The sequence below is a fragment of the Paenirhodobacter sp. genome (genome assembly GCF_041916475.1).
Taxonomy (GTDB): Bacteria; Pseudomonadota; Alphaproteobacteria; order Rhodobacterales; family Rhodobacteraceae; genus Rhodobacter.
In genome coordinates this window covers 59,628-82,479 of sequence record NZ_JAYRZN010000014.1, presented here as the reverse complement: position 1 = coordinate 82,479, position 22,852 = coordinate 59,628, and the positions used below count along the sequence as shown (strand labels likewise).

Below are 22,852 nucleotides of genomic sequence, written 5' to 3'. Positions count from 1 at the left end.
TATGGTCCTCGAACAGCGGCTTGATGGTGAAGCCGGCGCCAAGGTAGGCCGCGCCCTTCTTGTAGCTGATCGGCTCGTTCCAGATGTCCATGCCCCATTCGTTGGAGGGGACGTAGAACAGGCCGGTCTTCTGGCTGTAGGCCATCGGCATCCAGTTCTTGCCGCCGAGGAAGGACGGCACCGCAAAGACCTGCTGACCCTTGCCGCCTTCGGCGGCCGCATCCGGCGCACCGGGGCGGTTTTCCTCGTTGTAGATCGGGCGGCCGGTCTTATCGATGCCCTTGGCCCAGGTGATGTCCTTCACGAAGGGCGTCGCCTGGACGAACTTCCCGTCCTCGCGGTTCAGGATGTAGAAGAAGCCGTTGCGGTCCGCGGTGGCGAAGCGCTTGTTGCCCTTGGCATCCACGAACGGCACGACCTCGTTCACACCGTCGAAGTCCCAGCCCTCGCGCGGGGTGGTCTGGAAGTGCCACTTGATCTCGCCATTGGCCGGGTCGATCCCCACGCGCGAGGCCGCATAGAGGTTGTCGCCCTTGTTGCCTTCGACGGGCGTGCCCGCGTTGCGCAGGTGGCTGTTCCAGGGCGCCGGGTTGCCCGCGCCGAAGATCAGCGTGTTGGTATCGGCATCATAGGAGCCGCCGAGCCAGGTGGCGCCGCCACCCGATTTCCACATGTCGCCCGGCCAGGTCGCGTTCAGCGTCCCGGTCATGGTGCTTTCCTTGCCCTTGAAGGTGCCCATGTGGCCTTCGATCATCGGCCGGGTCCAGACCAGCTCGCCGGTCTCGGCATCGCGCGCCTGCACTTCGCCGACGACCCCGAACTCACCGCCCGAGTTGCCGGTGATGACCAGGCCGTTCACGATCAGCGGCGCGGCCGTGTAGCTGTAGCCTTCCTTGTAATCGGCGATCTTCTTGTTCCACTTCACGTCGCCGGTCTTGCGGTCCAGCGCCACGATGCGGGCGTCAAGCGTGCCGAAATAGACATTGTCGCCAAAGATCGCGGCGCCGCGGTTGATGACGTCGCAGCAGGGAAGGATGCCTTCGGGCAGGCGGGCGTCGTATTGCCAGACTTCCTTGCCGGTTTTGAGGTCGACCGCATAAATCCGCGAATAGGAGCCGGTGATGTACATCATGCCGTCATAGACGATCGGCTGGCTTTCCTGGCCGCGCTGCTTCTCGCCACCGAGCGAGAACGCCCAGGCCGACACCAGGTTCTTCACGTTCTTCTTGTTCAGCGTCTCCAGCGGGCTGAAGCGTTGCAGGCCACGCCCCATGCCGTTGGTCAGAACGTCGCCGGTGGATTGCTGGTCTTTCGCCAGGTCCTCCTCGGTCACGCCGGCATGGGCTGCGCCCATGCAGCAAAGGGCCATCACCGTGGCCAGAACAAATCTGTTCATCGCTGTCGTCCTCCCGAAAGATCCCGCCCGCTTCCCCAAGCAGGCCCGGTTTCAAGTATCTGTGACCCGCGCGAGAGGTATATTGTCCATTGGTCTTACGACCGCCGGACTACGACTGCGGGGCATATTTCCAGTTGTCGGCATCGGGGGTGACCTCGTCGAGGTCATACCCCGTCCCCTGCAGGCGCCGCGCCACTGGCAGGCCGCGGCGCGCCGCCTCATCCACCAGCGCCCGCCCCGCGGCCGTATCGCGCGCCACGCCGCGCCCACGCATCAGATCGAGCCCATAGTTGAACTGCCCGACCGGATCGCCCGCATCCGCCGCGCGCCGGTCCCACTCGGCCGCGCGCCCCGGGTCCTCCGGCGCGCCGAGGCCATTGTCGTCGAGCTGGCTCATCCAGGTCATCGCCCCGGTCCAGCCATTTTGCGCGCAGCGCTCGAACAGCTCCCGCGCGAGCCCGTGGCGGCCCGATTTCGTGATGTAATAGCCGGTGGCGCAATTCGTCATTGTGGTCTCGCCCCGGGCCACATCGCGCATCACCCGGTTGAGCGTCAGCTCCTCCGGGTTCAGATCACCGAGCCCCGAACTGTCCTCCGCCTGAACCGGCAATGCCAACAGGCACATCAGGATCGCATAACGCATGGCTGGTTCCTCCCTGCGCCATCCTCGCATGCGCGCGCGCAGGTCCCGCGTTAGACATTGGTCGTATTGCGCGGGCAAAGTCGCCCGGCCCAGGGTGCCAAGGAGGAGGACGCGCATGCGACAATGGAGGATTGCCGCGGCGTTGGCGATGCTTGCAGCCACAGCCTGGACCGTACCGGCCCGGGCAGATGCGCTGCGGATCGACTGGCTGGAACGCCAGGTCGTACGGCCGCCGGTGCTGTCGAACATGGAGAAGCAGCCCGCAACGCTCGGGCTGGACGGGGCCCGGCTGTCGGTCGCGGATATCAATACCACCGGCAAATTCACCGGCATGACCTATCAGCTGGTGGAAACCGTGGTGCCGCCCGAGGGCGATTTCCTGCCCGCGGCGAAGGCCGCAATTGCGGGCGGGGCGCGGGTGCTGGTGTTGCGGGCGCCGACCGCGGACCTGCTCGCGCTCGCCGATCTGCCCGAGGCGAAGGACGTTCTGATCTTCAACACGGAGGCGCCGGAAGGCAGCCTGCGCGGCGCCGATTGCCGCGCCAACGTGCTGCATACCGTTCCATCCTATCAGATGCGCACCGATGCGCTGGCGCAATTCCTGCTCAGCAAACGCTGGACGAAGCTGGTGCTGGTGGAGGGCAACCGCGCGGGAGATGCCGATTATGCCGCCGCGCTGAAGGCCTCGCTCGCGAAATTCGGGCTGAAGCTCGCGGGCGAGAAGACCTGGGGCATCGCGGCCGATATGCGCCGGGTGGCGGCGGCCGAAATGCCGCTGTTCACGCAGGACCTGCCGGAGCACGATGTGATGCTGGTGGCGGATGTACCGGGCGATTTTGCGCGCTACATGGCCTACAATACCTGGCTGCCGCGCCCCCTCGCCGGGACCGAGGGCATGAAGCCCCTGGGCTGGGCGCCGCCGGTAGAGCATTTCGGCGCCTCGCAACTGCAAAGCCGGTTCCACGATCTCGCCGGGCGCGAGATGACCGATCAGGATTTCGCGGCCTGGGTCGCGGTGGCGGCGCTTGGCGAAGCCGCGACGCGCGCGAAAACCACCGATGCGGCGGCGCTGCGGGGCTATCTGCTCTCGCCCAAGGCGCGGATTTCAGCCTTCCTCGGCCAGCCCCTGAGCTTCCGCGACTGGGACGGCCAGCTGCGCCAGCCGATCCCGCTGGTGACGGAACGCGCCGTGATCGCGATGCCGCCGCTCGAAGGCTTCCTGCACCAGACCAGCGAACTCGACACCCTGGGCACCGACCGGCCCGAATCCCAATGCCACGCTTTCGGAGAGGCCCGATGATCCGCGCCCTGCTGCTCAGTACCCTGATTGCCACCCCCGCCCTCGCCGACGAGATCTGGGTCACCAACGAACTCGACGATACGGTGAGCGTGATCGACGCGAAGACGATGGAGGTCATCGCCACGCACAAGACCGGGCAGCGCCCGCGCGGCATCACCTTCTCCAAGGACTTCAAGCGGCTCTATGTCTGCGCCTCCGACAGCGATGCGGTGCAGGTGCTGGATCCGGATACCGGCGAGATCCTGCATGACCTCCCCTCGGGCGAGGATCCGGAGCAGTTCGTCCTCGCCCCCGATGACCGCCACCTCTACATCGCCAACGAGGACGACGCGATCACCACCGTCGTCGATACCGAGAGCCGCAAGGTCGTGGCGCAGATCGACGTGGGCGTGGAGCCCGAAGGCATGGGCATCTCGCCCGACGGCAAGATCCAGGTGACCACCTCGGAAACCACGAACATGGCGCATTGGATCGACACCGCCACCCACAAGATCGTGGCCAACAGCCTCGTCGACAGCCGCCCGCGCCATGCCGAATTCAGCCCCGATGGCGCCGAACTCTGGGTCAGCTCCGAAATCGGGGGCACGGTGACCGTCTTCGAGGCCGCGGACCAGTCCGAAAAGGGCAAGATCCATTTCGAGATCACCGGCATCCAGCCCGAGAAGATCCAGCCGGTGGGCATGCGCTTCTCGCCCGATGCGGCGAAAGTGTTCGTGGCGCTCGGGCCCGCGAACCATATCGCCGTGGTCGATGCGAAGACGCTGAAGGTGGAGAAATACATCCTGGTCGGCCGCCGCGTCTGGCACATGGAGGTTTCGCCCGACAAGACCCGCCTGTTCACCACCAACGGCGTTTCGGGCGATGTGACCGCGATCGACCTCGCTACGCTCGAACCGATCAAGACGATCAAGGTCGGCCGCTTCCCCTGGGGCGCGGCCGCCCGCCCGACCCCGAACTGAGGAGACCGACCCATGCGATTCACGTCCATTCTGGCGCTGGCCGCGCTGACCGCACTGATGCCCTTTGCCGCGCTGGCCGAAGACGATGACGACGACGCGCCGCCCGCGGGCCTCCTCGCCGGGCCGAACAAGGAGGGCCTGCCCGAGGTGATCCTGTCGGTGGGTGAGCCGCTCGGCGGGCCGTGGAAGCTGAAATCCGGCAAGTATTACGAAGTGGAGATCACCGCAGATGGCACCGGCGAGATCGGCCTTGCGGGCAGCGATTTCTTCCGCGCGATCTGGGTCGACGAGATCGTGATCAACGGGCTGGAGATCCGGCCGATGGGCGTGCATTCGGTGGAGTTCGACCGGGCCGGCACGATGGAGATCGGCTTTGTCGCGGTGAAGCCCGGCAGCTATACTCTGCAAATCCCCGGCAGTACCGCCGAGGGGCAGAAGCTGGAGATCGTGATTGACTGAAGCACTGCGCGTCGCCGGGCTGAGCCACGACTGGGGCAGGAAACCGGCGTTGCGCGATGTGGGGTTCACCGTCGCGGCCGGGCGCTTCTGTGCGCTTCTGGGCCCAAACGGCGCGGGCAAATCCACGCTGATGGCGGTGCTAACCGGGCTGATTCGGCCCGCGCCGGGCGTGGTGACGATCGCGGGCCACGACATGGCCCGCGAACCGCGCCCCGCGCTTGCCCAAACAGGCGTGGTGTATCAGCAGCCGACCTATGACATGGACCGGACCGTCGCTGCGAACCTGCGCTATTTCGCGGCCCTGCACGGCGTGCGCGACCCGGAGCCGCGGATCGCGGAGGCGCTTGGGCGGCTTGGCATGGCGGAGCGCGCGGGCGAGAAGGTCGCCAGCCTCAATGGCGGGCACCGGCGCCGGATGGAGATCGCGCGCGCGCTGATCCACCGCCCGCGCCTCCTGCTGCTGGACGAGCCGACCGTGGGCCTCGATGCCCCCTCGCGCGCGGCGATCACCGCGCATGTGCACGATCTGACCGAGACCGGGATCTCCGTGCTCTGGGCCACGCATCTGGTGGATGAGCTGCGCGAGACGGATGACCTCGTGCTGCTGCACCGCGGCCAGGTGGCGGCGGCTGGCCGGATCGGCGATGTAACCGGCGGCGCGCCGCTGGCCAGCTGGTTCCTCGCGCAGACCGGCGGGGCCGCCGCATGATGGCCCTCATCGCCCTGCGCGCCATCCTCGGGCGCGAGCTGTCGCGCTTCCTCACCCAACGCGAGCGCTTCTTCGCGGCGCTGGTGCGCCCGCTGGTGTGGCTCTTCGTCTTCGCGGCCGGGTTTCGCGCGGCGCTCGGCCTCTCGATCATCCCGCCCTATCAGACCTATATCACCTACGAGACCTATATCGTCCCGGGGCTGTGCTGCATGATCTTGCTGTTCTCCGGCATGCAGTCCTCGCTCAGCCTCGTGAACGACCGCGAAAGCGGTGCGATGCGGCTGATGCTCACCGCGCCCTGGCCCCGCTGGTTCCTGCTCGGGGCGAAGCTCCTTGCGGGCGCGCTGGTGGGGGTGCTGCAGGTCGCGGCCTTTCTGGTGGTGGCGTGGATGTATGGACTGCGGTTCACCGCCTGGGGCTATCTCGCGGCCCTGCCCGCGGTGGTGCTGGCGGGGTTGATGCTCGGCGCGCTCGGGCTTTTTCTCTCCGCCCGGGTGCGGCAGCTGGAAAACTTCGCCGGCATCATGAATTTCGTGATCTTCCCGATGTTCTTCATGTCGAGCGCGCTCTACCCGCTGTGGAAGATGCAGGAGAGCTCGCCCCTCCTCGCCACGCTGTGCCGGGCGAACCCGTTCACCCATGCGGTGGAGCTGGTGCGCTTCGCACTCTACGGGCAGCTGAACCTGCCCGCCCTCGGCTGGACGGCGCTGGCCTGCGCGCTGTTCTTCGGGCTGGCGCTCTGGGGCTATGAGCCGGCGCGCACGCGCGCACGCTGATCCTCGATGAGCCGCGCGGGCCGCCCCTCCAGCCGGACGCGGCGGGTGGACAGGGCTTCAAGCTCGGCCGCGCTGTGCGAAGCCAATATCACCGCCGGGCGCAGCTCCGAGATCAGCGCCGCCGTGAGCGCCAGCAGATCGCCGATCCGCTCCGCATCGAGCGAGGCAAAGGGCTCGTCCAGGATCAGAACCTCGGGCCGCGCCGCGAAGGCCCGCGCCAGCGCCACCCGCCGCGCCTGCCCGAGCGAGATTTGCCCCGGATAGTGATCCTCCAGCCCGCGAAGGCCCACCCGCTCCAGCAGCGCCCGCGCCGCTGCCGCCGTGGCCCCGGTCGGGATCGTGACATTCGCCAGCACCCGGCGCCAAGGCATCAGGGTCGGGCTCTGGAACACCATGGGGCGGCGGGGCGAGGCGCTGAGGCGGCCCTCGAAATCCCGGTCGAGCCCGGCGAGGATGCGCAGGAGCGCGCTCTTGCCCACCCCAGACGGCCCCGCCACCCCGAGCACCTCGCCCGCCGCTACCTCGAGCCGCATCGGGCCAAGAACCACCTCCGCCCCGAAGCGCTTCGCCTGAAGATCGAGCGCGATCATCCCTGCCTCCAGCCCGCGGCCCGGGCGGCGAGCGGCGCCAGCACCAGCCATTCCACCGCCAGCATCACCGCCACGAAGGCAAAGGCCCAGGCCAGCACGGCCGTGATATCGAACATCTGGAAGGCGAGATGGATGCGAAAGCCGACCCCATTGGAGCGGCCGAGGAATTCCACCACCAGAACGATTTTCCAGATCAGCGCGATGCCTGCCCGCGCCGCCGCCAGCATCTGCGGCGCAAGCTGCGGCAGCACCAGGTGGCGCAGCCGCGCAGGCCAGCCCATGCGGAACACCTGGCCCATCTCCATCAACCCCGGATCCAGCACCCGCACCCCCTCGCGCAGCATCACCGTCACCAGCGGGATCTTGTTCAGCGCCACGGCCGCGATCGCCGCGCCTTCGTTCAGCCCGATCCACAGGTAGCAAAGCACCACCGTGACCAGCGCCGGGATATTGTTGGCCACCACCAGCCAGGGATCGAGCCAGCGATCCAGCCGCGGCAACAGGCCAAGAACGATCCCCCCCGCCGTGCCCACCGCCATGGCGAGCGCAAAGCTCATCCCCACCCGCCACAGGGTTGCGCCGATATCCGGCCACATCCGCCCCGAGGCCAGCCCCTGCCAGAGCGCGGGCAGCACCTGTTGTGGCCCGGGCGCGCGCAAGGGGTCGGCCACCGCCCAGGCGATCAGCGCCCAGAGCCCGACGAGCAGCCCGATCGAGAGCACCGCCCGCATCTCAGGGCGCCAGGAACAGATCCGGCGGCAGCGCCTGCACCGGGCCGACCATATCCGGCCCGCCAAGCTCCGCCATCAATTGCAGCATCCGCCCGGCGGCGGCCACGTCCACCGGCCCGGGCGCCGGAATGCCCGCGCGATAGCCCGCGACCAGCGCGCTGTACTCGGCCTCCGAGCCGGCATGCATCAGCCCCCGCAGCCGCGCGAAGGCCGCATCATCGGTGGCGAGGCGCGCCTTTGCCGCCCGCGAGGCCCGCGCAATGCCCGCGACGAGATCCGGCTGCTGCGCCACCAACGCGCCCGGCAGCACATAGCCCAGCAGCGGCGTTTGCGGATCGAGCCCGAGGGCCTGCGCCGCATCGGCGACCGTCACCAGAGGATGCATGCCCGCCGCCTGCATCTTCGCCCCAAAATGCCAGAAGTTCAGCGCCGCATCGACCTCGCCCGAGAGCGCCGCCTGCGCGATCAGCGGCGGCGCGCCATAGACCTGCTCGGTCTGCGCGGCGAGATCCAGCCCCTCGCGGGCGGCATAGGCGCGCAGGATCAGCCAGCTCTTGTCGAGCGGCCCGCCGGCAATACCGATCCGGCGGCCCTTGAGGTCCGCAAGGCGCTGGACCGCCCCGCCATCGCGCACCATCAGCCCGCCCACCGCGCGCGAATAGGGCAGGAAGCGGAAATCGCGCCCCTCGGCGCGCAGCCGCGCCACCCAGAGCCAGTCGCTGACGATGGCATCGGCGGTGCCGCCCTGCAGCGCCACCTGCGCCGCCGGATTGCCGGCCACGGGCATGACCTCCAGCACGAAGCCTTCGGCCCGGTCCAGCCCGTAGTGCCGGATCGTATCGAGCTCCCAGGTCACCGTGCCGCCTTCCAGCGCCGCCACCCGCAGCACCGGAAGCTCCGCCCGGGCGATGGCCGCGAGACCGATCATCGCCAGCGCCAGACACAGCACCCGGCTCAACCACTGCAACATGATCTCCTCCCGATTTCCCGCCTTCAGAGTAAATCCGCCCACCCCGCGCCTCTATGCGACCAATGGCCAATAGCCGCAGCGCGGCATTCGCGGCAGTTTCGCGCCATGGACCGGCAGGACCGCGGGGGAGACGCGTGCCGGGTAGCAAGGGAGATAGGGAAACATGCTCGACAGCCGCACAAGCCGCCTTCTCGCGGCGCTGATGATGTTTGGGCTCGTGGTACCGGCACAAGTCCTGGCGCATGGCGACGTGGCGCCGCAACCGATCAATACCGACGCCCTGCCGGAAGTGGGCGAGGAATGGCTCTCGGAGAACCCCTACCGGGCCGACAAGGCCGGGGAAGAGGTCTGGGCCAAGGCGGTGCAGATCGGGGATTCCGGGTTCAACCAGAACTGCGCCCGCTGCCACGGGCTCGGCGCGGTCTCGGGGGGCCTGGCGCCCGACCTGCGCTTCCTCGAGGCCGAGGAATATGGCGATGAATGGTTCGTCGAACGGTTCCGCCACGGCTACACCCAGGACGGCACCACGAAGATGCCCGCCTTCGGCGACATCCTCGGGCAGAAGGCGGGCTGGGCGATCCGGACCTATATCGAGACCCGCCCCGAAGACGGCGCGCTCGATGCCCATGCCGCCCGCCTGCACGAGATCCGCGACGAGCTCGCCGCCGGCAAGGGCGATGGCCCCGCGCTGAAGACGGAGCTCGACGGGATCGCCAAGGAGGTGAAGACCGCCTCCGGCGCCCCGGTCGCCGACAGCGTCGTCAGCCGCGCGGCCAATGTGCTCAGCAGCGATCCGGCAAGCTACAAGCATGCGGCCGAACTGCTGACCATCGGGCTTTCGGCGGCGCAGTGAGATGACGGGGCCGCAGATCGGGCGCCGGGTCCTCCTGGCGCTGGCCTTCGCGGCTCTGGGCTGGACGGGGGGAAACCCCCGCCCGGCCCTTGCCGCCTGTGAGGGGATGCCGCCCGAGCAGCGGCTGCAGAACACGCCGCGCGAGGATATCGGGCGCTCGCTCGACCGCATCCGCGAGGATGGATGGATCGAATTCGCGCTCTACGAAAATTTCCAGCCCTGGTCCTGGGATGAAAACGGCACGCCGCGCGGTATCGATGTCGATCTGGCGGAGATGATCGCGGCCGATCTCGGTGTGAAAGCGCGGATCCGGCTGGTCCCGTCCGGGGAAACGCTGGATGCCGATCTTCTGAACTACGTCTATCGCGGTGCTGCGGTGGATGGCCATGTTTCCAACGTGATGCTGCATGTGCCCTATGACGTGGCCTATGCCTGCCGCTTCGATCAGGTGGTGTTCACCGGGCAATATGCGACCGAACGGCTGGCTGTGGCCTATGATGCCGAGAGCTATCCCGAAAAAGGGCCGACCACGCCGGTGTTCCGCTACGATCCGGTGGGCGTGGAGAACGATTCGATCTCGGATTTCTTCCTGACCTCGGTCGGGCATGGCGCCATCGACAAGGTGCATCGCTACAAGAGCACCGCGGCCGCGATGGCAGGGCTGAAGGCGCATGAGGTGATGGCGGTGATGGGGCCCCGCGCCGAGATCGACGCCCAGATGGGCGCGGCCCAGAAGGTGCACGAGCCGCCGCTCCTCGGCCTTGCGCGCAACAAGTGGACGCTGGGCGTCGCCGTCTCGTTCCAGCACCGGCCGCTGGCCTATGCCGTGGACGATGCGATCGCGGCGGGCCTTGCGGATGGCCGGATCCCGGCGATCTTCGCGAAATACGGAGTTTCCTACATGGCGCCCGCGCGCTGATCAGATCACGCGGGCGTCGCCGTCGAAGCCCACCAGCGTGACCGCGCCGAGGCCTAGGCGCGCGCGCGCGGCGCGGATCGCGGCCTCCTCCATCAGCACGAAGGCGGTGGCGGCGGCATCGGCCATCATCGCCGAGGGCCCTTCCACGCTCACGGTGGACCAGCGCGGCGCCTCGCCCCGCGGCCCGAGGATATGGCTGCCGCCGGGCAAGGCCAGCGCGCCGGGCGAGGAGGAGGCAATCGCGCCGGGCCCATACAGGCTGCGGGTCCCGATCCGGCCCGCGCCCGGGTCCTCCACCGCGAGCCGCCAGGGCCCGCCGAGCGCCGCGAATTCGCCCATGTCGATCAGGCAGTTGCTATGCCCTGCGCGCGCGAGCAGCGCCGCGATGCAATCCGCGGCATGGCCCTGCGCGATCCCGTTCAGCGTCAGCGCCTGGCCGGGCGCCATCCGCAGCTCCGTGCCGAGCTGAAGCCGATCGAAGCCGATCAGCGCCCGCGCCGCAGTGGCATCGCCCCCGGTGGCCAGCGCCTGCCAGAGCGGCTGGACCGTCGGATCGAAGCAGCCCGCCGTCGCCGCATGGACCTGTGCGGCTGCCTGCAGCACCCCGCGCATTCGCGCGGACAGGGGGCCACCCCCCGCCCGGTTCAGCCGGGTGAGCTCACTCTCAGCAAACAGCGAGAAGGTGGCCTCGATCTCCGCGATTTCGGCCCGGATCTCCGCCATCGGCGCCGCGCCATCCACCTGCAGGCAGATATCGGCGCCAAAGGCCTCCCCGCGCCATTCCTGCGCCGGGGCGGCCCGTGGCGCCACTGCGGCGGCGGCTATGATGGTGAGGAACCGCCGCCGCTTCATGCCGCCCGCCTTTCACGCCGCGCCGCCAGCACCAGCGGCACACAGGTTTTCGGGTCATCGTGGATCTTCACGCAATCAAGGCACTGAAAGCATTCGGAATAGCGAATCGCGCCATCTTTCGCGATCGCGTCGTAGCGGCAGCGGACCCGGCACAGCTGGCAGGGGCTGCCGCATTCGGCCCGCCGCGGGATCCAGCGCCGGAGCCGCAACAGCCCGCCAAGCCGCATCGCCGCCCCGAGCGGGCAGAGCGTGCGGCAAAAGCCCTTGAACCAGACCGCCGAAACCGCGATCCAGCCGCCCGCCCAGAGCACATAGGGCCAGGGCCGGTCGAAATGCATGGTGATCGCGGTTTTGAAGGGCTCGATCTCGGCCGCCTTTTCGGCCTGGCCGGGCGCCGCAAAGGCGATGATCACCAGCCCGGCCAGCGCCAGCGGCCCGGTCCAGAGCAGCGCGCGGCCGAGGCTCCGCGGCGGCTCCCATTGCGGCAGGCCGAGGCGGCGCCCGATGTGATGGGCGAATTCCTGCAGCGCGCCATAGGGGCAGAGCCAGCCGCAGAAGAACCCCCGCCCCCAGAGCAGGAAGCCGAGGATAGCGGCCGCCCAGACCAGAAGCCCGAACGGATCATAGAGCAGCACCGCGAGCCCGCCTTCGCGCAGCCCGCGCAGCAGCGCCAGCACGGTGACGATGGAGAGCTGCCCCTGCCCCCAGAAGCCGATGAAGCCGGTGACCAGCGCCAGCACCCAGAGCCGCACCGGCGTAAACGCCCGCAGCCCCGCCAGCCGCGACTGCGCCAGCAGCGCCCCGATCAGCACGGCAAGGCCCGCCCCCAGGCACCACAGATCCGCCGCCCGGTTCCGCAGCGCCTCGCCGAAGGGCGACAGCGGCCGCGGCGCCTCTGGCCGCTGAAAGAACCGCTCCGGCGATTTCAGCGCAAGCGTGAAATGCGCCTGCCCCGGCTCCGGCTGGAACACGCCATGCATGCGCACCGCCTGCAGCGAAAGCTCCCAGTCGCGCGTCGGATCGAAGCCCAGCCGCCGGTCCAGCCGGACCACCATCCGGGTGGCGTCGCGCAGCGCCTCCGGCACATCCGCGGCCAGTGCGGGCAGGATATCCGCATCGCGCAGCGCAAGCGGCAGGCCGTCCTGTTTGGCCGAAAGCCGGTCGGGCGCGGTGTTGCGCACGAAATCGGGCGAGACGAGGCCATGGTGGCCGGCCTCGATCAGCAGATAGAGCTCGTCATCGGGCGCCCGGCTGCCGAAGCGGGCGACCTCGGCCAGCGTCTCGGGCGCCAGCACCGCGCGCGCGAGCGCGGGCGGGCCGAGGTCGATCACATAAAGGTCGATGAAGGGCGCATCGGGCGGGCCATCATCGCCGTCATCGGCCCATTTCGTCCCGGCGAAGGCCGCATCGAGCGCGGCATTGCTGATGGTGAGCCGCCCGACCAGCCCCTGCTCCAGCAGGGCCGCCCAATCCAGATCCTCGGCATGGGCCGGGTCCGGCCGGGGCGGGGGGCCCGCGGAGAGGCCCTGCATCTTTTCCTTGGCCACGGCGAGCGTGGCGGCCAGAATCGATTCATGCGCGATCCGGACCGAGGCCGTCGCCTTCGTGACCCCATCGAGATAGACATTGTCCGACGCCGCCCCCCCCGCGCCATAGGGCGTGCCCACCACCAGCGGCTCGGAAATCGCATGGCCGCGGTATTGCTCCAGGAAGGCCCGGAACGGCGCCTCGCCAAGGCCGGAGACGAAGATCGGCTCGTTGTGGTGCAGCAGGCGCACATCGATGAAGCGCCCGTCGAGATCGAGCATCACCAGCATGTTGATCGGCTGCCCCGAGAACCCGGGCAGAGGCGCGAGCGGCCCGGTCTCGAACACATAGCCCGCCTCGCCGCCGCCGGAATTGCGCAGGCTCCAGACACCCTTGTCGTTCACCGGCTCGCCAAGCGCATAGGGCGCAAGGATCATCGGCTCCAGCTCCGCGCGCGTCAGCGGCGCCGCGCAGAGCGGCAGCGCCAGCAACAACCATATGAGCACAGCACGAACCATGGCCGGAGCCTCGCGCGGCGACCGGCGCATTTCCATTGGACCAAAGTCGCAGCTTCAGTAGGATTCGCAGGTCCGGGTAGAGCCGAAGTCCGAGCAATGGGTCTCGGTCGTGCGGTTCTGCGTGAGCACCGCGCGGCGGGCCTCGGTGGCGCGCTCCTCCATGGCGCGGTTCTGGGCATGGCGGCGGTCGGCCTCCTCGCGGATGCACTGGGCGAATTCCGGGCTGCCCTTGCGCAGGCCATAGACCTCGCAGGCCGCACGGAAGAACTGCGCCTGTGCCTTCGGCGTCGCCGTCGCGAACCACTCCTCGCTGCCGGGTGCGGGCGCATCGGCCTTCGGCCCGCCACAGGCGGCCAGCGCGACACTCAGGACGATCAGACAGGACTTCCGCACGGCACTCTCCCAGCAGGCAACCGGGCCATGCTGCGCGGAAATGGTGAGGATATGGCTAACGGGCGCCCGGATCGCGCAGATCCTGCGCCTGGGTGGAAAGCAGCGCCGCCGGATAATCCGCCCGCTCCGGCAGATCCACGATCAGTATCGCAGGCCGCGCCCCCGCCGCCGCCAGCGGCCGCGCATCCGGCCCCACGATCAGCGAGCGCCCGCCAAACTGCAGCCCGGCCTCCGCGCCGCTGTAGTTTGCATAGGCGATCACCTGCGCGCCCTCATGTGCCCTGGCCGGCACCAGCACGTCCTGCACATGCTCGAACCCGGCCGGATTGGCCGTGGGCACCAGGATCACCTCCGCGCCCCGCCGCGCCAGATCGGCCGCATGGGCGGCAAATTCGATATCATAGCAGATCAGCAGCCCGAAGCGCCGCCCCTCCAGCGCGAACACCGGCGCGGGCGCGGCCCCGGGCGTGAATACGGCCCGCTCCATGGCGCCGAACAGCTGGATCTTGCGGTACTGCGCGGCAATCGCGCCGTCGGGCGCAATCGCCACCGCCGCATTGAACAGGGCCGCGCCCTCCCGCTCCGCCCAGCCGAGCACGAGCCCCACCCCATGCGCCGCCGCCATCTCCCGCAGCCGCGCGATCCAGCCGCCCTCAAGGGGCTGCGCCAGCGCGGCATGCAGATCGGGCCGGTTGTAGCCCGGCAGGAACAGCTCGGGCAGCAGCACCAGCCGCGCCCCCGCCGCCGCGGCCACGCTCAGGCAATGGGCAGCATGGTCGAAGGCTTCCGTGAGGGCACCATCCGTCGGCAGGGGTTGCGAAAGCAGGAGTTTCACGCTTGGCTCCATATCATGCGCCGCAATTCTGGCATCCGCCGGGCCGCGGGGCAATCACCCTGAGCCCGGACCCGCGATGACAGAGCTTTCCGCCTTCGGCCCCGATTTCCCCTTCGCCTATGACAGCTGGCTGCAGCACCCTGCGGGGCTGGGCCAGATCCCGCCCGCGCGCCGCGGCGCCGCGGTGGCGGTGATCGGCGCGGGCGCCGCCGGGGTGATTGCCGGGCATGAGCTGATGAAGCTCGGGCTGCGGCCGGTGCTTTACGAATCCGGCAAATTCGGCGGGCGGCTGCGCTCCGAGACCTTCGAGGGCACCGAGGATGTGATTGCCGAGCTGGGCGGCATGCGCTTCCCGGTCAGCTCGCGCGGCTTTTACCATTACGTCGATCTGGTCGGCTGCGAGAGCGCGCCCTTCCCGAACCCGCTCACCGCCGCCGCGGGCTCGACCGTGATCGACCTGGAGGGCGATAGCCTGTTCGCCCGCAGCCTCGACGATTTGCCCGCGCTCTACCGCGAAGTGGCCGAGGCCTATGCCGCGGCGCTGGAGGAAGGCGCGCAGTTCTCGGCGCTTCAGGGCGCCATGCGGGCGCGCGATGCGGCCGCCGTGAAGGCCCTCTGGGACGGGCTCGTGGCCGAATGGGACGAGCGGACCTTCTATGATTTCATCACCTCCTCGCGGGCGTTCCGGGCGCTGAGCTTCCGCCACCGCGAAGTCTTCGGCCAGGTCGGCTTCGGCACCGGCGGCTGGGACAGCGACTTCCCGAATTCCATGCTGGAAATCCTGCGGGTGAACCTCTGCGGACTGGACGACGCGCAGCGCTATATCCGCGGCGGCGTGGAAAATGTGCTGCACCGGCTCTGGCGGCAGGAGGCCGATTGCGCGCATTGGGGCCGTACCACGCTATGCGCCCTGAACGGCGGCGCGACCCGCTCGCGGGTGACGCGGATTGCGCGCGGTACAGATGGCCGGATCGCGGTGACGGATTGCTGGGGCCGCACCGATGCCTATGAGGCCGTCCTCGTCACCTGCCAGAGCCACCTGCTCACCACCGCGATCGAGACCGATGAGGCGCTGTTCGCGCAGGGGCTGTGGATGGCGCTGGACCGCACCCGCTACATGCAGGCCGCGAAGACCTTCGTGATGGTCGACCGCCCGTTCTGGAACGACACAGACCCGGCCACCGGGCGGCCGCTGATGTCGATGACGCTCACCGACCGGATCACCCGCGGCACCTATTTCTTCGACAACGGGCCGGACCGGCCGGCGGTAATCTGCCTGTCCTATTCGTGGATGACCGATGCGCTGAAGGTGCTGCCGCATGATGCGGAGAAGCGGGTGGAGCTCGCGCTCGCAGCGCTTAGGCATATCTATCCGGGGGTGGACATCGCCGGCCATATCCGCGGCAACCCGATCTGCGTGAGCTGGGAGACGGACGAGAACTTCCTCGGCGCCTTCAAGGGCGCGCTGCCGGGCCATTACCGCTACAATCACCGCATGTATGGCCATTTCATGCAGGCGGGGCTGCCCGCGGCGGAGCGCGGGATCTTCCTGGCGGGCGATGGCATCAGCTGGACCCCGGCCTGGGTCGAGGGCGCGGTGCAGACGGCGCTGAATGCGGTCTGGGGGATCATGAGGCATTTCGGTGGCGCGACCGATCCGGCCAATCCGGGGCCGGGGGACATGTATTCGGCCTATGGCCCTGTGGTGCTGGGCTGAGCCTCAGCCCAGAAGGCTGCGCAGCCGCGCCGCCGCCTCCGGGATCGGCTGGATCAGCGGGCAGGGCGCATCGGGCGCGATGCGCAGCGCCACCTCTCCCAGCGGGCCGCCGCCGATGATCACCGCCTCCGCGCCCGCGCCCCAGGCCCGCTCCACCGCATCGAGCATTGCGGCATCGAGCACCGCCGGATCGTCGAACCCGGCCGGGTCGCCTTCGGCGAGCCAGCAGCCGCGATAGGCCGCCCCGCCATGGCGCCGCATCAACAGGTCGATCCCGGAGGTGAGGCCCGGCGTATGGGTGGCCACGGCAAAGCTGCGCCCTTCCACGGAGGCGACCTCCGCCGCCGTCTGCCCGATCCCCACCACCGGCACGGCAAGCCGCGCGCGCAGCGCCTCCGCGCCCGGGTCGCCGAAGGCCGAGACGATCACCCCCGGGCAATCGGGCGCGATCGTGGCCGCGGCGACCGCCGCCCCGGCCGCCGCAAGCAGGCCCATATCGGTGATCAGCGGCGGGCCGCCCGGCGCCGTCCAGCCTGTCAGCTCCGGCAGCGTGCGCCGCGCGATGCGCAGCATCGCCTCGGTCGTCGCGGCATTGCCGTTCGGGTTCATCAGGAGCGGCGCGCTCATCATGCGATCTCCACCACCGCCTCGATCTCCACCAGCGCATTCGCGGGCAGCGAGGCCACATTCAACGCCGTGCGCGCATGGCGCCCGGCCTCGCCCCACAGGTCGATGAACAGCTGCGAGGCACCGTTGACGATGAACGGCCCCTCGCCATAGCCCGGCGGCGCCGCGACGAAGCCGCCGAGCCGGATCACCTGCGTCACCCGCTCGAGGGAGCCCGCAACGGTGCGGATCGCATGCAGCAGGTTCAGCGCACACATCCGCGCCGCCCGCTGCCCCTCGGCAATGTCGAACCCCGGGCCGACGGGGCCGAAATACTGCGGCACCCCTTCCCATTCGCAGATCTGCCCGGACAGGAACAGCAGGTTGCCCGAGATCTTGCCGGGCAGGAACAGCGCGCGCGACGGGGCGCTTCGCGGCAGGCTCAGCCCGAGGGCGGCGAGGCGGCTTTCGATGGCAGTCATCGGCTCAGACGGTCGCTGCCGCGGCGCGCAGGCAGGCCACGCGGCGGCGCGGCCCGAGCGCGGTCATCGGCGGCACGCTGGCCCTGCATTCCGGCATCGCCACCGGGCAGCGCGGCGCGAAGGAGCATCCCGTCGGCCGCTCGTGCAGCGCCGGCGGCGCGCCCGGGATCGCATTGAGCCGCGTGCCCTTGGCCACATCATGCAGGTTCGCCGCCAGCAACCCCTTGGTATAGGGGTGCTGCGGGTTGGTGATGATCTCGCGCGTAGTACCCTCCTCGATGATCGCCCCGGCATACATCACCGCGATCCGCTCCGAAATTTCCACCGCCACGCCGATATCATGGGTGACGAAGATCACCGCCATGCCGAATTCGCGCTGCAATTCGCGCAGAAGCAGCAGGATCTGGATCTGCACCGTGGCATCGAGCGCCGTCGTCGGCTCATCGGCCAGCAACAGCCGCGGCCGGCAGGCCAGCGCCAGCGCGATCATCACCCGCTGCCGCATCCCCCCCGAAAGCTCGTGCGGATAGTTCGTCATCCGCCGTTCGGGCGAGGGGATCCGCACCCGGCGCAGCATGTCGAGCGCCACATCCATCGCCTCCTCGCGGCGGATGCCCTTGTGGCGCTGCACGGCCTCGGCGATCTGCTGGCCGATCTTGTAGACCGGATCCAGCGCCAGCGCCGGCTCCTGAAACACCATGGAGACTTCGCTGCCGCGATAGCGCTGCAGCACGCGCCCAGAGAGCGTGAGGATATCGGTGCCGTTCACCCGGATATCGCCCTCGATCTCGCTGCGCTTGGGCGGCAGCAGGCGCAGGAGGGTTTTGAGCGTGACGCTCTTGCCCGAGCCGCTCTCGCCCAGAAGCGCCAGCGTCTCGCTCTGCTCCAGCCGCAGCGACAGGTCGTTGATCGCATGCAGCACCTTCTCGCCGCGGAACCGCACGTTCAGATGGTCGATCTCCAGGATCGGTGTGGTCTCGGTCATTCGGCGGCCTCCGATAGCGCGCGGCGGTGGCCCGAGGCCGGGTCATGCAGGTGGCAGGCGGTGAGGTGGTCGGGCGCGCCCGGCAGCGGGCGCAGCCGCGGCGCCACCGCCTTGCACACATCTTCCGCAAAGCGGCAGCGGGTATGGAAGCGGCAGCCCGCGGGCGGGTTGATCGGGTTCGGCGGGTCGCCGGTGAGCGGCGGCTCCTTGGTGCGGTTGTCCGGGTCCATCGAGGGCATCGCCTGGAACAGCGAGCGCGTATAGGGATGGGCTTGGCGGTCATACATGGCCGCGACCGGCGCCACCTCCACCACCTCGCCCAAATACATCACCAGCACCCGGTCCGAGATATAGCGCACCACGTTCAGGTCGTGGCTGATGAACACATAGGTGAGCCCGAATTCCGCGCGCAGGTCGTTGAGCAGGTTCAGCACCTGCGCCTCGACCGATTTGTCGAGCGCGGAGACCGCCTCGTCGAGGATCACCAGCCGCGGCGCCATCGCCAACGCGCGCGCGATATTCACCCGCTGGCGCTGCCCGCCCGAGAGCTCGTGCGGGTAGCGGTCGGCGAAGCGCGCGGGATCGAGCCCCACCCGCGCCATCAGGTCGCGCGCGCGCTCCCGCGGCCGGTCCAGGCCCTGCACCTGCGCGCCGAAGGCGATGGAATCGACGATGGTCATGCGCGGATTGAGCGAGGCGTAGCTGTCCTGAAACACCATCTGCACGCCCCGGCGCAGCTCGCGCAGCGACAGCCCGTCCCCAAGCGCCTTGCCGTCGAAGATGACCTCGCCCGCATCCTTCGGCATCAGCCCGATCAGGAGCCGCGCCGTGGTGGATTTGCCGCAGCCGGATTCGCCCACGATGCCCAGCGTCTCGCCCTTGCGCACCTCGAAGGACACGCCATCCACCGCCTGCACATGCGCGCTGACCCGGTTCATCAGCCCGCCCCGGATTGGGAAGTACTTCTTCAGCTCCTTCACCGTCAGCAGCGGCTGCGCAGGCCCGCCGGTATCGGGCAGCTGGTCGGCCCGGGGATCAATCGCGGACATTCATCGCACTCCTGACGCCATCGCTCAGCAGGTTCAGGCACAGCGAGGTGATGAAGATCATCACCCCCGGCAGCGCCGAGACCCAGGGGTTTACATAGATCGCCGCGCGCAGCGTGTTCAGCATCAGCCCCCATTCGGGCTCGGGCGGCTTTACCCCGATGCCGAGGAAGGACAGCCCGGCTGCCAGGATCATGCAGACGCTGGTAAGCGAGGTCGCATAGACGAAAATCGGCGAGAGCACATTGCCGATCACATGCACGCGGATCACGGTGAGGGCGCTGGCGCCGCTGGCGCGGGCGGCTTCGATGTAATCGAGCGCGCGCACCCCCGAGGTGACGGCTTCGGCCACGCGGGTGATCTGCGGGATGAAGACGATGGTGAGCGACACGAGGCTGTTCACGATGCCGGCGCCGAGCGAGCCCGAGATCGCGATGGCAAGGAGCACCGAGGGGAAGGCGAAGAACACATCCACGGTGCGCATGATCAGCGTATTGGTGAGCCCGCCCGCGAAGCCCGCGACGATGCCGAGCGCGGTGCCGATGAAGAAGGCGAAGACCACCGGCAAGAGCCCGATCATCAGCGTGAGGCGGCCGCCATAGACCAGCCGGGCGAGCATGTCGCGGCCCTGCTCATCGGTGCCGAGCAGATGGCCCGCGGTGCCGATGGGCTTCAGCCGGGCGATCATCGAGGCCTTGTACGGGTCTGCGAGGCCCAGCCAGGGCGCGAACACCGCCGCCAGGATCAGCGCCAGCAGAACGCCGAGGCACAGCATCGCCACCGGGTCGCGCACCAGCCTGCGCCCGACCCCGGACCAGTAGCCGCGCGAGACCGGCGCCGCCGGGGCCGGGAGGGAGGTCGTATCCGCCGCGGTCATGGCTCAGCTCCTCTTGATGCGCGGGTCGATCGCCGCCTGCGCGACATCGACGATCAGGTTCATCGTCACGAAGAACAGCGCCAGCACCAGGATCGTGCCCTGCAGGAGCGGCAGATCGCGCTGGAAGATCGCATTGGAGAGCAGGAAGCCGGAGCCGGGCCAGTTGAACACCGTCTCGATCAGGATCGAGCCGCCGAGCAGATAGCCCAGTTGCAGCCCCATCACCGAGAGCGCCGTCGCCGCCGCATTGCGCGCCACATGGCGCAGCACGTCGCCCCGGCTCATGCCCTTGGCATAGAGCGCCTGCACGAAATCCTGCGACAGGATATCGCCCGCGAGCGCCCGCACCGTGCGCGACACGAGCCCGATCGGCACCACCGAAAGCGTCACCGCGGGCAGCACCAGATGGCGCAGGTGGAGCCAGTCCCAGGCCCATTCGGAGGAGCCGCCCGGCCCCGCGCCCATGGAGGGCAGCCAGCCCAGCGTGACCGAGAACACGATCACCAGCACGATCCCGAGCCAGTAGTTCGGCAGCGACACCCCGGTAATGGCAAGCGCGGTGACACCGCGGTCCAGGATCGTGTCGCGGAAATAGCCCGCGAGGAAGCCGAGGAAGATCCCCACCGGAAACGCGATCGCCGCCGCCGCAAGCGCGAGGAGGAGCGAGTTCTGCACCGCGCCGAAGACCTCTCCGGCGACGGGGCGGCCGGTGGCAATGGACTGCCCCATGTCGCCCTGCAGGAGCTTGCCCATCCACATCGCATATTGCACGGGCAGGGGCTTATCGAGGCCATAGGCCGCGCGCATCTCGGCCTGCTGCTCGGCCGAGGCATCGACCGGCATGATCGAGGTCAGCGGATCGCCAGGCGCGATCTGCACCAGCAGGAAACAGATGACGGAGACACCGAACGCCACCGGCAGAACCAGGGTCAGGCGTCGCAGAAGGTAGCTGAGCACGGGTGCCGGATCCTTTCGGACAGGTTCCTTGAAAGGCCCCGCCACCATGGGGCGGCGGGGCCGGAGAGGTCATTCCATCGTGATGCTGGAGAAGTTCTGATACCAGTTCTGCGCCTGCACGAAGCCCTTGACCTTCGGGCTCATCGCCCGCGGCGCCACGTCATGCGCCACCATCAGGAACAGGGCATCGTCCACGAATTTCTCGTGTACCTTCTGCAGCACCTTCTCCTGCTCCGCCGGGTCGAAGGTGGTCTTGATCTCGCCGAACAGCTTTTGCATGTCCGGGTCGCAGTAATGGCCCCAATTGGTGCCGTTCGGTGCCGTGAGCTTGCAGTCGAGGTGGCGGATGAAGCCGGTGAACGGGTCCTGGATCGCATAGGTGAAGTTGATCGACTGGCTGCCATCCACCGCGGCATCGGCCGCGCCCGCGCGCCACAGGTTGATCATCTGGTTCCATTCGACGACCATGAATTCGACGTCGATGCCCACTTCCGCGAGGTTCTGCTGGATGTATTCGTTCATCGGCAAGGGCAGCATCTGCCCCGAGCCCGAGGGCGAGATCAGCGCCTTCACCTTCAGCCGCTTGTCGGGGCCGTAGCCGGCTTCTGCCAGAAGCTTCTTCGCCTCTTCCGGGTCGTATTTCACATCGAAGGTCGGGTGGCCGAACCAGGCCGAGCCCGGCGGCATGAAGCCCTTGGCCGGGATCATCAGCCCCCCCAGAAGCGCGCTGATGCCATCGCGGTCGATCGCGAGGTTCGCGGCCTTGCGCACCCGGATGTCGTTCCAGGGCGAGCCATCGAGGCGCGAGAGGTGCCAGGTCCAGTTGTGCGGATAGGTGTTGGAGGTGATGACGAAGCCATTGGCCTGCATCGCCGGGATGGTGTCGGGCGCGGGCGCCTCGATCCAGTCCACCTGCCCCGACATCAGCGCCGCCGCCCGCGCATTAGGCTCCGGCAGCGGGATCAGCACGAGCTTGTCGAGCTTGGGCACCCGGGTCTTGTCCCAGTAATCCGGGTTCGGCACCAGCTCGGCGCGCTCGCGCGGCACGAAGCCCGTGAGCTTCCACGGGCCGGTGCCCGAGGGATGCGCCGCCACCGCCTCCCAGCTCTTGCCCTGCGCCTCCCAGTTCGCGGGCGAGGACATCATGATCCAGGCCAGCTGATAGGGCAGCGTCGCATCGGGCTCCTTCGTCGTGATCTCCAGCGTATGCGCATCGATCGCGCGGTAGCTCGCCACGGCCGGGATCCGCGATTTGCCCTGCGCGGCCTGGCGCGAGTCGTATTGCGGCGCATCGGGCTTCAGCAGCTTGTCGAGGTTCCACACCACGGTCTCGGCGGTGAAGGCGCTGCCGTCGTGGTAGGTCACGCCCTCGCGCAGTTTGAAGACCCATTTGGTCTTGTCGGCAGCATCGGGCGCCCATTCGGTCGCGAGCCCCGGCACCAGCGTCGAGGGTTTGTCTGCGCTCGAGAGGTCCCAGTTGATCAGCGCGTCATAGACCGTATAGCCCATGAACCGCATCCCCTCGCCGCCCTGGTCGGTCTGCCCCGTGGTGAGCGGGATATCCGACGCCGTCATCCCGATGCGCAGCGTGCCCTGGGCCGCCGCGGGGCCGGACCAGGCGAGCGCTGCGGCGATGGCAATACCGGCAATACCGGAGAAGAACTTGGACAAGGGGGCCTCCTTCTGTTGTGGCTGGACGGTCAGGTGATCGCTTCGCCCCAAAGGTTAGGCCTCCGTCCGCCGCGGATGCAC

At 68.7% G+C, this 22,852-nt stretch carries 24 protein-coding genes; 8 read left to right on the top strand and 16 right to left on the bottom strand.

Annotated elements, in window-relative coordinates:
* On the bottom strand, nt 1–1,396 hold a 1,396-nt coding region (locus tag ACOMG5_RS08065), incomplete at its 3' end, for a PQQ-dependent dehydrogenase, methanol/ethanol family (protein WP_420343284.1).
* A gap of 109 nt (nt 1,397–1,505) precedes the next feature.
* The gene (locus ACOMG5_RS08060) at nt 1,506–2,039 is read right to left on the bottom strand and encodes a tetratricopeptide repeat protein (protein ID WP_420343283.1); all 534 of its coding nucleotides are present in this window, start codon (nt 2,037–2,039) and stop codon (nt 1,506–1,508) included.
* Nucleotides 2,040–2,154: 115 nt separating this feature from the next.
* On the opposite strand from ACOMG5_RS08060, the gene ACOMG5_RS08055 reads away from it, so the two are divergent.
* From ACOMG5_RS08055 to ACOMG5_RS08035, 5 genes are read left to right on the top strand one after another with little or no spacing between them, the layout of a single operon-like run.
* Nucleotides 2,155–3,339, top strand: a complete 1,185-nt coding sequence (locus ACOMG5_RS08055; RefSeq protein ID WP_420343282.1) for an ABC transporter substrate-binding protein — start codon at nt 2,155–2,157, stop codon at nt 3,337–3,339.
* Complete coding sequence (locus ACOMG5_RS08050; RefSeq protein WP_420343281.1) at nt 3,336–4,298, top strand: YVTN family beta-propeller repeat protein; 963 nt, start codon at nt 3,336–3,338, stop codon at nt 4,296–4,298. The genes ACOMG5_RS08055 and ACOMG5_RS08050 overlap by 4 nt, the downstream gene beginning before the upstream one ends.
* A gap of 12 nt (nt 4,299–4,310) precedes the next feature.
* Nucleotides 4,311–4,757, top strand: coding sequence for a hypothetical protein (locus ACOMG5_RS08045; RefSeq protein ID WP_420343280.1), 447 nt, complete (start codon nt 4,311–4,313; stop codon nt 4,755–4,757).
* Nucleotides 4,750–5,466, top strand: coding sequence for an ABC transporter ATP-binding protein (locus tag ACOMG5_RS08040; protein ID WP_420343279.1), 717 nt, complete (start codon nt 4,750–4,752; stop codon nt 5,464–5,466). Before ACOMG5_RS08045 ends, ACOMG5_RS08040 begins: the two co-directional genes overlap by 8 nt.
* Nucleotides 5,466–6,242 (top strand): ABC transporter permease, encoded by a 777-nt coding sequence (locus ACOMG5_RS08035; RefSeq protein ID WP_420343278.1) that lies wholly within the window; start codon nt 5,466–5,468, stop codon nt 6,240–6,242. The genes ACOMG5_RS08040 and ACOMG5_RS08035 overlap by 1 nt, the downstream gene beginning before the upstream one ends.
* On the opposite strand, the gene ACOMG5_RS08030 is transcribed toward ACOMG5_RS08035, so the two are convergent.
* The 3 genes from ACOMG5_RS08030 to ACOMG5_RS08020 are packed head-to-tail and all read right to left on the bottom strand — an operon-like array spanning nt 6,212 to nt 8,533.
* The gene (locus ACOMG5_RS08030) at nt 6,212–6,832 is read right to left on the bottom strand and encodes an ATP-binding cassette domain-containing protein (RefSeq protein ID WP_420343277.1); all 621 of its coding nucleotides are present in this window, start codon (nt 6,830–6,832) and stop codon (nt 6,212–6,214) included. The genes ACOMG5_RS08035 and ACOMG5_RS08030 overlap by 31 nt on opposite strands.
* Complete coding sequence (locus ACOMG5_RS08025; protein ID WP_420343276.1) at nt 6,829–7,563, bottom strand: ABC transporter permease; 735 nt, start codon at nt 7,561–7,563, stop codon at nt 6,829–6,831. The genes ACOMG5_RS08030 and ACOMG5_RS08025 overlap by 4 nt, the downstream gene beginning before the upstream one ends.
* Nucleotide 7,564: 1 nt before the next feature.
* Nucleotides 7,565–8,533: an ABC transporter substrate-binding protein gene (locus ACOMG5_RS08020; protein WP_420343275.1), complete on the bottom strand. Its 969-nt coding sequence runs from the start codon at nt 8,531–8,533 to the stop codon at nt 7,565–7,567.
* Between the two features lie 202 nt (nt 8,534–8,735).
* Between ACOMG5_RS08020 and pedF the strand changes: the two genes are divergently transcribed.
* Together pedF and ACOMG5_RS08010 are read left to right on the top strand one after the other, a co-directional pair.
* Complete coding sequence (gene pedF / locus ACOMG5_RS08015; RefSeq protein ID WP_420343274.1) at nt 8,736–9,386, top strand: cytochrome c-550 PedF; 651 nt, start codon at nt 8,736–8,738, stop codon at nt 9,384–9,386.
* A 1-nt stretch (nt 9,387) separates the two neighbouring features.
* Entirely contained in the window at nt 9,388–10,305 is a 918-nt protein-coding gene (locus tag ACOMG5_RS08010) for a substrate-binding periplasmic protein (RefSeq protein ID WP_420343273.1), read from the top strand.
* On the opposite strand, the gene ACOMG5_RS08005 is transcribed toward ACOMG5_RS08010, so the two are convergent.
* From ACOMG5_RS08005 to ACOMG5_RS07990, 4 genes are read right to left on the bottom strand one after another with little or no spacing between them, the layout of a single operon-like run.
* Nucleotides 10,306–11,157: an FAD:protein FMN transferase gene (locus ACOMG5_RS08005; protein WP_420343272.1), complete on the bottom strand. Its 852-nt coding sequence runs from the start codon at nt 11,155–11,157 to the stop codon at nt 10,306–10,308.
* Nucleotides 11,154–13,202, bottom strand: a complete 2,049-nt coding sequence (locus ACOMG5_RS08000; protein ID WP_420343271.1) for a 4Fe-4S binding protein — start codon at nt 13,200–13,202, stop codon at nt 11,154–11,156. Before ACOMG5_RS08000 ends, ACOMG5_RS08005 begins: the two co-directional genes overlap by 4 nt.
* A 54-nt stretch (nt 13,203–13,256) precedes the next feature.
* Nucleotides 13,257–13,595: a hypothetical protein gene (locus ACOMG5_RS07995; protein ID WP_420343270.1), complete on the bottom strand. Its 339-nt coding sequence runs from the start codon at nt 13,593–13,595 to the stop codon at nt 13,257–13,259.
* A 55-nt stretch (nt 13,596–13,650) separates the two neighbouring features.
* Nucleotides 13,651–14,430, bottom strand: a complete 780-nt coding sequence (locus ACOMG5_RS07990) for a nitrilase-related carbon-nitrogen hydrolase (protein ID WP_420343269.1) — start codon at nt 14,428–14,430, stop codon at nt 13,651–13,653.
* Between the two features lie 76 nt (nt 14,431–14,506).
* Here ACOMG5_RS07990 and ACOMG5_RS07985 point away from each other — a divergent pair, with 76 nt between their 5' ends.
* A complete protein-coding gene (locus ACOMG5_RS07985; RefSeq protein ID WP_420343268.1) occupies nt 14,507–16,147 on the top strand; it encodes a flavin monoamine oxidase family protein in 1,641 nt (546 codons plus the stop codon).
* Nucleotides 16,148–16,150: 3 nt separating this feature from the next.
* Here the strand turns inward: ACOMG5_RS07985 and ACOMG5_RS07980 are convergent, their stop codons facing one another.
* The 7 genes from ACOMG5_RS07980 to ACOMG5_RS07950 all read right to left on the bottom strand — a co-directional run bounded on the left by ACOMG5_RS07980 (nt 16,151) and on the right by ACOMG5_RS07950 (nt 22,771).
* A complete protein-coding gene (locus ACOMG5_RS07980; RefSeq protein WP_420343267.1) occupies nt 16,151–16,774 on the bottom strand; it encodes an aspartate/glutamate racemase family protein in 624 nt (207 codons plus the stop codon).
* The gene (locus tag ACOMG5_RS07975; protein ID WP_420343266.1) at nt 16,774–17,235 is read right to left on the bottom strand and encodes a RidA family protein; all 462 of its coding nucleotides are present in this window, start codon (nt 17,233–17,235) and stop codon (nt 16,774–16,776) included. The genes ACOMG5_RS07980 and ACOMG5_RS07975 overlap by 1 nt, the downstream gene beginning before the upstream one ends.
* 4 nt (nt 17,236–17,239) lie before the next feature.
* A complete protein-coding gene (locus ACOMG5_RS07970; RefSeq protein WP_420343265.1) occupies nt 17,240–18,220 on the bottom strand; it encodes an ABC transporter ATP-binding protein in 981 nt (326 codons plus the stop codon).
* A complete protein-coding gene (locus tag ACOMG5_RS07965; RefSeq protein ID WP_420343264.1) occupies nt 18,217–19,269 on the bottom strand; it encodes an ABC transporter ATP-binding protein in 1,053 nt (350 codons plus the stop codon). Before ACOMG5_RS07965 ends, ACOMG5_RS07970 begins: the two co-directional genes overlap by 4 nt.
* A complete protein-coding gene (locus ACOMG5_RS07960; RefSeq protein ID WP_420343263.1) occupies nt 19,256–20,143 on the bottom strand; it encodes an ABC transporter permease in 888 nt (295 codons plus the stop codon). Before ACOMG5_RS07960 ends, ACOMG5_RS07965 begins: the two co-directional genes overlap by 14 nt.
* Nucleotides 20,144–20,146: 3 nt before the next feature.
* Nucleotides 20,147–21,100 (bottom strand): ABC transporter permease, encoded by a 954-nt coding sequence (locus tag ACOMG5_RS07955; protein ID WP_420343262.1) that lies wholly within the window; start codon nt 21,098–21,100, stop codon nt 20,147–20,149.
* Nucleotides 21,101–21,169: 69 nt separating this feature from the next.
* On the bottom strand, nt 21,170–22,771 hold the full coding sequence (locus ACOMG5_RS07950) for an ABC transporter substrate-binding protein (RefSeq protein WP_420343261.1): 1,602 nt from the start codon (nt 22,769–22,771) through the stop codon (nt 21,170–21,172).
* Nucleotides 22,772–22,852: the final 81 nt, after the last annotated feature.